This is a genomic window from Yersinia sp. 2542 StPb PI (assembly GCF_048593855.1).
GTDB lineage: Bacteria > Pseudomonadota > Gammaproteobacteria > Enterobacterales > Enterobacteriaceae > Yersinia > Yersinia enterocolitica_E.
Genome location: NZ_JAZGQA010000045.1, coordinates 19140 through 27173, shown reverse-complemented (window position 1 = coordinate 27173; position 8034 = coordinate 19140). Strand labels below are relative to the sequence as shown.

Sequence of the window (8034 nt, the reverse complement as noted above, 5' to 3'; positions counted from 1 at the left end):
TATATTACTGAACTGTTTTTAAGTTTGAACTACTTTGCACAGTTCAGAGAAAATCAGCCATCGCCAGCGTAGATGAGCACCGACAGTTTGGGCACGGCCAGCACACAGCCCCCGGAGCGTACACGCAGTACGTGAGGAGGGCGAGCACTGCCCGGGTTCAAAATGGCACGCTCAGCTTAGCTGAATGACTTAAAGCATATTCTTACCGTAATCCATTGGGGATAGATTGAAATATGTCGCTACCGTCTGCCCAATATCAGCAAAGGTCTCACGATGCCCAAGCGATCCTGGTTTGACTTTCGGGCCGTAAACCAAGACCGGAATGTGCTCACGGGTATGGTCAGTGCCCGGCCAGGTTGGATCACAACCGTGGTCAGCCGTCAGGATCAGGATGTCATCTTCTTTTACCAGCGCCATCAACTCAGGCAGGCGGCGGTCGAACAGTTCCAATGCAGCAGCATAACCAGCAACGTCGCGACGGTGACCGTAAGAAGAGTCAAAATCCACAAAGTTAGTGAACACGATAGTGTTGTCACCGGCTTTCTTCATTTCTTCTATCGTGGCATCAAATAGCGCATCCAGACCGGTGGCTTTCACTTTCTGAGTGATACCCACATGCGCATAGATATCGGCAATTTTACCGATAGAAACCACTTCCCCCCCTTTCTCATCCACCAGTTTTTTCAACATGGTTGGCGCTGGCGGTTCAACGGCCAGATCATGGCGGTTACCGGTGCGTTGGAAGTTACCTGGCTTGTCACCAATAAACGGACGCGCAATCACACGACCAATATTGTAGCCACCCTCGGTCAGCTCTTCGCGGGCAATTTCACATAATTCATACAAGCGATCCAGGCCAAAGGTCTCTTCGTGGCAGGCAATCTGGAACACCGAGTCAGCCGAGGTATAGAAAATCGGTTTGCCGGTTTTCATATGCTCTTCACCCAGTTGGTCAAGGATAACGGTCCCACTTGAGTGACAGTTACCCAGATAACCCGGCAGGTTGGCCCGTTTTACCAGTTTATCCAACAGTTCCTGTGGGAAACTGTTTTCGACATCACTGAAGTAACCCCAGTCAAACAGCACCGGCACCCCCGCAATCTCCCAGTGGCCTGACGGTGTATCTTTACCGGAGGATAACTCACTGGCATAACCATAGGCACCAATGATATCTGCATTCTTATCCAGCCCGACCGGGAATTTACCGGTGGACTCTTCGGCAGCTTTACCCAACCCTAAACGACTCAGGTTTGGCAGCGTCAATGGGCCACTACGACCAACGTTAGCTTCACCACGGGCGCAGACCTCAGCAATGTGGCCCAGCGTGTCGGCCCCTTCGTCACCAAATTTTTTAGCATCTGCGCTGGCACCGATACCAAATGAGTCTAATACCATAATAAATGTACGTTTCATCATTTTCTCCTGCGTGGGTTCACGCTCTGGGGCAGCAATGTTCATCGGCTCCCCCATGTAATTAATCAATCTGTTTTCGCTAACACTTGCCTTCAAGGGCAAATATCTTCAATAACAAAAGTATGGCGTTTATTCAGTAATACGGCGATAGATAACCGGTGTTTCTTCCGGCGCTTTGTCACCCAAGGTGATCGCCGCACGTAGTGCATCTGCTGCCTGCTGCCAGTCATCTTCGTTATTGGCATGAATCACCGCTAAGGGTTGCTGACCATCAACACCGGTCCCCAGACGTGCCATTTCAGTGATACCAACACTATAATCAATAGGATCAGTTGCCCGACGACGACCACCGCCGAGGGAAACCACCGCCATACCCAGTGCACGGGTATCCATCGCAGTAACCACGCCTGCTCGTTCAGCAAATACCGGCTTGCTCAACATGGCTACCGGCAGGTAGCTGTCATAGCGCTCAACGAAATCACTTGGGCCTTTTTGCGCCGCCACCATGCGACCAAAGAGTTCTGCGGCTTTACCGTTATCCAGCACCGCCTGTAGCTTGGATCTGGCGTCAGCATCATCTTGCGCCAAACCACCTGATAACAGCATTTCAACGCACAGCGCCATCGTCACTTCTAACAAGCGTGGATTACGATATTCACCCGTCAGGAAACGTACCGCTTCGCGCACTTCAACCGCATTACCGGCGCTGGAAGCCAACACCTGATTCATATCGGTCAATAGTGCCGTCGTTTTACAACCCGCGCCGTTAGCCACACTGACAATGGCTTGTGCTAAATCGGCAGATAATTGATATGTCGGCATAAAGGCACCAGAACCCACCTTCACATCCATCACCAACGCATCCAGCCCTTCAGCCAGTTTCTTCGCCAAAATAGAAGCGGTAATCAGTGGAATGGAATCTACAGTGGCGGTGATATCACGGGTAGCGTAGAAACGTTTATCTGCCGGTGCTAATGAGCTGGTTTGACCAATGATGGCGACACCGACGTCCTGAATGATTTTACGGAACGCATTATCATCGGGGAAAATATCAAAACCGGGTATAGCTTCCAGTTTGTCCAAGGTTCCGCCGGTATGGCCCAGACCACGGCCAGAAATCATCGGCACATAGCCACCACAGGCTGCGACCATCGGGCCGAGCATCAGTGATGTCACATCACCCACGCCACCGGTAGAGTGTTTATCCACGATGGGGCCGTTTAGATTAAGGCTCTGCCAGTTGAGCACCGTGCCAGAATCACGCATTGCCATGGTAAGTGCCACGCGCTCCGGCATGCTCATGTCATGGAAATAGATGGTCATCGCCAAAGCAGCAATCTGCCCTTCGGAAACCACATTGTCGCGGATCCCATTGATAAAGAAACGAATCTCTTCTTCGCTCAGTGGCTGACCGTCGCGTTTTTTACGGATAATTTCTTGTGCCAGAAACACAGCATCCCCCTGACCTAAATAAGGATAAAAGCCGCACGGCAGGCTAGTCGCCCGCAGCGCATCGGCTAAACTCAATGATTGCGATAATGATTAGTAACCGCTACTTTTGCTATCACTCTGATGGCCCAGCGTGGTTAATAAGCTGGCTAACAGACTGGATGCGCCAAAGCGGAAGTGGCGGGCGTCGGCCCAACCCTCACCCATCAATTGATCGGCCAGTTGCAGGAATTGCGCGGCATCTTCGGCAGTACGTACTCCGCCCGCTGGCTTAAAGCCGACGGTTTTACCCACACCTAAATCACGGATAGTGCTCATCATAATACCCGCACTTTCCAGTGTGGCATTGACCGGCACTTTACCGGTGGAGGTTTTGATGAAATCCGCGCCAGCTTTAATAGCAATTTCAGAGGCTTGACGGATCAAGTGCTCTTGCTTTAACTCACCGGTCTCTATGATTACTTTCAGTAATACATTCGCGGCAGCGCAGGCTTCTTTGCACTCTTTCACTAATTCGAAGCCGACCTTATCATTACCCGCCATTAAGGCGCGGTAAGGGAAAACCACATCCACTTCATCAGCACCATAGGCAATGGCGGCACGGGTTTCGGCCAGTGCAATAGCAATATCATCATTGCCATGTGGGAAGTTAGTCACTGTTGCAATACGGATTTCAGGGGTACCCTGCTCGCGCAACGTTTTACGCGCAATAGGAATAAAGCGGGGATAAATACAGATTGCGGCCGTGTTACCGGCAGGGCTTTTTGCCTGATGACACAGCGCGATAACCTTATCATCGGTATCGTCGTCATTCAGGGTAGTTAAATCCATCAAACTCAGTGCGCGTTTGGCATAATCGTTAAGATTCGCGCAGGCGGTTAAATCGGTCATAAAACTCTCCAACACTATTTCAGCCCCAGCACCTTGCCAGAACTGAGCATCTATTTATGAGCGGACAAAGAGACCGTACCGGCATCTTTGGTGATTAAAAGTCCCCCTCAGTAGGCGTAATTGTTGCAGTCAGGCAAATAACATAGCCCTAATGAGAAGGTTCTAAGCTCAATACGTTGGCGAGCGGACTTGGTTCCTTGAAGATAGCCCCTATGGGTGGCAATTGAGATCCATCTCACCGCACTAACTACTTGGTCATTGCTTACATCACTGATGCAATGAGACTCCGTACACACTTTAGGCTTTCATTCCGAAAGCCAATAACACTATTTGAACACGTTATCGGCAGCTTGGGTGTGTTCAATTTCACACTAATCAATAGTAACTTGTAACGAGACGGAATTATATGTGATTAAAGTCACAAAATAACCTAATTTATAGCTTTCTGACCACGATACGCTCACTCGCTTCAAGAATAGCCTATGGGCAGGAATACGCAGTATTGTAGGCCTGAACCATAAAAAATTAAGCGTCAGCGGCGCAGACAGTTTGGGTGCGGACAGCGCGCAGGGACTGGAGCGTACACGAAGTAGGTGACAAGCCCCGAGCACTGCCCAATCCCAAAATGGCAAGTCAAGCTAGCCTAATTATAATGCCAGGAAGAAACCGGCGATCGTCGCACTCATCAGATTCGACAATGTGCCTGCCGCTACCGCTTTCAGGCCGAAACGCGCGATATCGTGACGGCGGTTTGGGGCCATACTACCCAAGCCACCCAATAAAATGGCAACAGATGACAAGTTAGCAAAACCGCACAGCGCGAAGGAGATAATAGCCTTAGTGTGCTCGGAAAGAACCTGTAAACCCGCGGCTTTGACTAACTCTTCCGCCTGGAGATACTGACCGAAATTCATAAATGCTACGAATTCGTTAACGATAATCTTCTGGCCGATAAATGAACCAGCCACCATCGCTTCACTCCATGGGATGCCTATCAAGTAAGCAATCGGCGAGAATACCCAACCCAGAATCAACTCTAGCGAAAGTTGTGGATAATCAAACCAGCCACCAATCCCACCCAGAATACCATTGAGCAGAGCAATCAAAGCGATAAAGGCCAACAGCATTGCCCCTACATTCAATGCCAGTTGCATGCCGGAAGCCGCGCCAGAGGCCGCTGCATCAATAACGTTAGCTGGGCGTTCATCTTCAGCAATCAAGGTCGTAGCATCAACGTTATCGTGCGTTTTTTCAGTTTCCGGCACCATCAGTTTAGCAAACAGTAACCCACCCGGCGCTGCCATAAAGGAAGCAGCAATCAGATATTCCAATGGTACCCCCATTTGCGCATAACCGGCCAATACTGAACCGGCAACGGAAGCTAAACCGCCGCACATTACCGCAAACAGTTCAGATTGGGTCATGGTGGCAATATAAGGGCGCACCACTAACGGCGCTTCAGTTTGGCCAACAAAGATATTAGCTGTGGCGGAAAGGGATTCAGTACGTGAAGTGCCCAGCAACTTTTGCAAACCACCGCCCAATACCTTAATAACGATTTGCATGATGCCAAGGTAATACAGAACGGCAATCAATGATGAGAAGAATACAATTACCGGTAATACTCGCAGGGCGAATACAAAGCCGCCACCACCAAAAACTTCAAACATTTTGTCAGAAACCAAACCGCCAAAAATAAATGAAATCCCCTCATTACCGTAGGCGATAACGTTAGCGACGCCTTCTGACATACCGCCCAGAATGCGGCGCCCGATGGGCACATATAATACCAGCGCACCAATAGCGATCTGGATAATAAATGCACCTACAACAGTGCGGATATTAATCGCCCTATAATTACTTGAAAGAAGTACGGCTATTAATATCAGTACTGCCATTCCAACCAGACTCATTAGCATGTCGCTATCCCTAATAGTGAAATCATTAATTAAATTGAAATAATTTTCGGGGGATTATACCGACATGAAGACGCTATCAAATAATCTCTGTCACAAATAAACACAACTAAAAGCAACCGAATCAACGTAAGTGTGACAAGAGTCACATTAAAAAGCGGAAATAAAGAGATCACACAAATTATTAGTATGATTTGTATATTCCCGGTGGTGATTTAAAGTGGGCAGCTATCGGCGGGCGGTAATCGGAACAAACGTTGACTATTCGCTAACAACTGGCTGGCAATCTGTTGTGGCGTTTCAGAGCGTAGCTGACACAACACGCTGAACACATCAGCAGCCCGCTCGGGCCGGTTTGGTTGCCCCTGAAAACCGGCTAACGGCATATCTGGCGCGTCGGTTTCCAGCAGTAATGCGGAAAGAGGCAATGCGGCCATGACACTCCGGGTTTTCTGTGCCCGCACATAAGTAATGGTCCCACCCACACCAATATAATAACCCAAGCGAATAAATGCCTGCGCCTGCGCCAGGCTACCGGCGAAACCATGTACAACACCAGTGCGCGGCAACACCGTTTTACGCAGCACCGAGGCTAATTGGTCATGGGAACGGCGAGAATGCAGAATAACAGGCAGATCATGCTGTTTAGCCAACTTAAGTTGCGCCTGCAATAGCGCCAACTGGCGTGGTAACTGCGGCTCATCCATATAAAGATCCAGGCCAATTTCCCCCACGGCCACCAGCTTGTGAGTTTTGTTCGCCAGATAGGATGCCAGTGTCGCCAAATCGGCCTCTTGATGTTGAGCGATATAAAGTGGATGCATGCCGAGTGCGGCAAAAAGGGGCGGATAGTTCGCAGCCAAGGCTAAAATACGGGGAAAATAAGCAGCACCCACCGCAGGAACAATCAATTGCCTGACATTCGCCTGAGCCGCAGTGACTAAACTGGCCGCTTCAGCACCACTGAATGGAGGGAAATCAAAGTGACAGTGGGTATCGATAAAATAAGCTTTATCGCTAAGATTCACTATCTGCTCACTCACTTGTACCATTAGGCGGTATCACCTTTGTTTTTTGCCACGCTGGCAGGCAAAATTATCTCTACTGGCAAGGGCTTTCTATTGGTATTCGTTGGAATAATCAACCCATTGTCACTCATACTCATCTGAGCCGGTAGGCCATAGTGAGTGGCGGTCACTGAATCCGCTGGTGTAATGATATCCGGCGTTTGAGTAATATCAAATGAAGAGTCATCAGTATCAATTAGCTCTGCCATATCATCTGGTTGATTAATATCTTGTGGCTGAATGATACGACGTGAAAGTGAAATCGAGGTTTTCTCCCCATTGATTCCAGTCGGATCCCGTTGATCTTGCGGTAATAGCCAGTGCCCGACGGTAGCCAAAAAATAGCGACCACAACGGCGGCCTAAATGATAATCACGATTTAGTGCCGCAATTCGGCTCCCCAGTGCATTACTGGCAAGTGGCTTAGGCGGAAAAATTTCGAAAATACGCAAGTCACCGGGCGGCTTTTCAATAAATTGCTGAATACGGTGATAGCTCTGCTCATGTTGCTGCATAATCCGCACCAGTTGTTGCAAACTACTTTCACTCAGCCAATGTTCCATCCGCTTCATCCATTGCGGCGTGTAATAGGCCTGCGACGGTACAGTCCGAATCACCACAATAGTATCAGCGCCACGGCGGTAGGCTTCCTCCACCGGGATGGCATCACTGATGCCACCATCCTGATAACTGATCCCCCCCAAATCCACCCCTTGACGGTATAAACCAGGAATAGCACTGGACGCTTTAATGGTCGGCAGCCAGCTTTCTCGAGTGGGGGAAATATAGGTAGGTTCAAAATCATCACTGCGGCAGGCACACATTAAGAATTCACGGCCATTGCGTAAATGCTCTTCAGCATGATCCATGGCCAGAGGCAACTGCTGGGATGTGATATCCACCAACCAGTCGAGATCAATTAAGTGGCCACCACGCACAAAACGTAATGGGTTAAAGAAATTAGCTGTGGTGGTGTAGCGGGTAATGACGCGGCGAGCGTAGCCGGGTTGACCGCAGATAAAGGCAGATAGATTTTGTGCACCGGCAGAGGTGCCAATCATCAGATCAAAAGGGTTAAAGCGGGCGCGTTGAAATTCATCCAGCACACCGGCTGTAAAAATTCCCCGCTGCCCGCCTCCCTCACAAACCAACGCCATTTTTCCGGGTTGGTATGGTTTATAGGCGAGTGGCTCAATATTACCGAGCGTGATAGGTATTCTGTATCCCACCATCTATCCTTAATTCGTTACAACAGGTGCCGAGGATACCCCGTCTTACCCTTTGCTGTAACCCTCTCG

6 protein-coding genes are annotated in these 8034 nt (G+C 49.5%); all 6 read right to left on the bottom strand.

The genetic code is table 11. The features are described from left to right. Positions 1 to 189: 189 nt before the first annotated feature. The gene (gene deoB, locus V1952_RS08170) at positions 190 to 1413 is read right to left on the bottom strand and encodes a phosphopentomutase (RefSeq protein WP_372559816.1); all 1224 of its coding nucleotides are present in this window, start codon (positions 1411 to 1413) and stop codon (positions 190 to 192) included. A gap of 129 nt (positions 1414 to 1542) precedes the next feature. Continuing rightward, complete coding sequence (deoA, locus tag V1952_RS08165) at positions 1543 to 2865, bottom strand: thymidine phosphorylase (protein WP_420070891.1); 1323 nt, start codon at positions 2863 to 2865, stop codon at positions 1543 to 1545. A gap of 90 nt (positions 2866 to 2955) precedes the next feature. After that, complete coding sequence (gene deoC, locus V1952_RS08160; protein WP_050072495.1) at positions 2956 to 3753, bottom strand: deoxyribose-phosphate aldolase; 798 nt, start codon at positions 3751 to 3753, stop codon at positions 2956 to 2958. A gap of 647 nt (positions 3754 to 4400) precedes the next feature. Continuing rightward, positions 4401 to 5672 carry a NupC/NupG family nucleoside CNT transporter gene (locus V1952_RS08155; protein WP_372557945.1) on the bottom strand — a complete coding sequence of 424 codons (1272 nt, stop codon included), beginning with the start codon at positions 5670 to 5672 and terminating at the stop codon, positions 4401 to 4403. Between the two features lie 212 nt (positions 5673 to 5884). Then, the gene (locus V1952_RS08150; RefSeq protein ID WP_420070892.1) at positions 5885 to 6721 is read right to left on the bottom strand and encodes a TatD family hydrolase; all 837 of its coding nucleotides are present in this window, start codon (positions 6719 to 6721) and stop codon (positions 5885 to 5887) included. Next, positions 6721 to 7968, bottom strand: coding sequence for a patatin-like phospholipase family protein (locus V1952_RS08145; RefSeq protein ID WP_420070893.1), 1248 nt, complete (start codon positions 7966 to 7968; stop codon positions 6721 to 6723). The genes V1952_RS08150 and V1952_RS08145 overlap by 1 nt, the downstream gene beginning before the upstream one ends. Positions 7969 to 8034: the final 66 nt, after the last annotated feature.

Bases quoted from the DNA above. Each gene is read 5' to 3' on its own strand.
- deoB (WP_372559816.1), bottom strand. From the start codon at position 1,413: ATGAAACGTACATTTATTATGGTATTAGACTCATTTGGTATCGGTGCC.
- deoC (WP_050072495.1), bottom strand. From the start codon at position 3,753: ATGACCGATTTAACCGCCTGCGCGAATCTTAACGATTATGCCAAACGC.
- V1952_RS08155 (WP_372557945.1), bottom strand. From the start codon at position 5,672: ATGCTAATGAGTCTGGTTGGAATGGCAGTACTGATATTAATAGCCGTA.
- V1952_RS08150 (WP_420070892.1), bottom strand. From the start codon at position 6,721: ATGGTACAAGTGAGTGAGCAGATAGTGAATCTTAGCGATAAAGCTTAT.
- V1952_RS08145 (WP_420070893.1), bottom strand. From the start codon at position 7,968: ATGGTGGGATACAGAATACCTATCACGCTCGGTAATATTGAGCCACTC.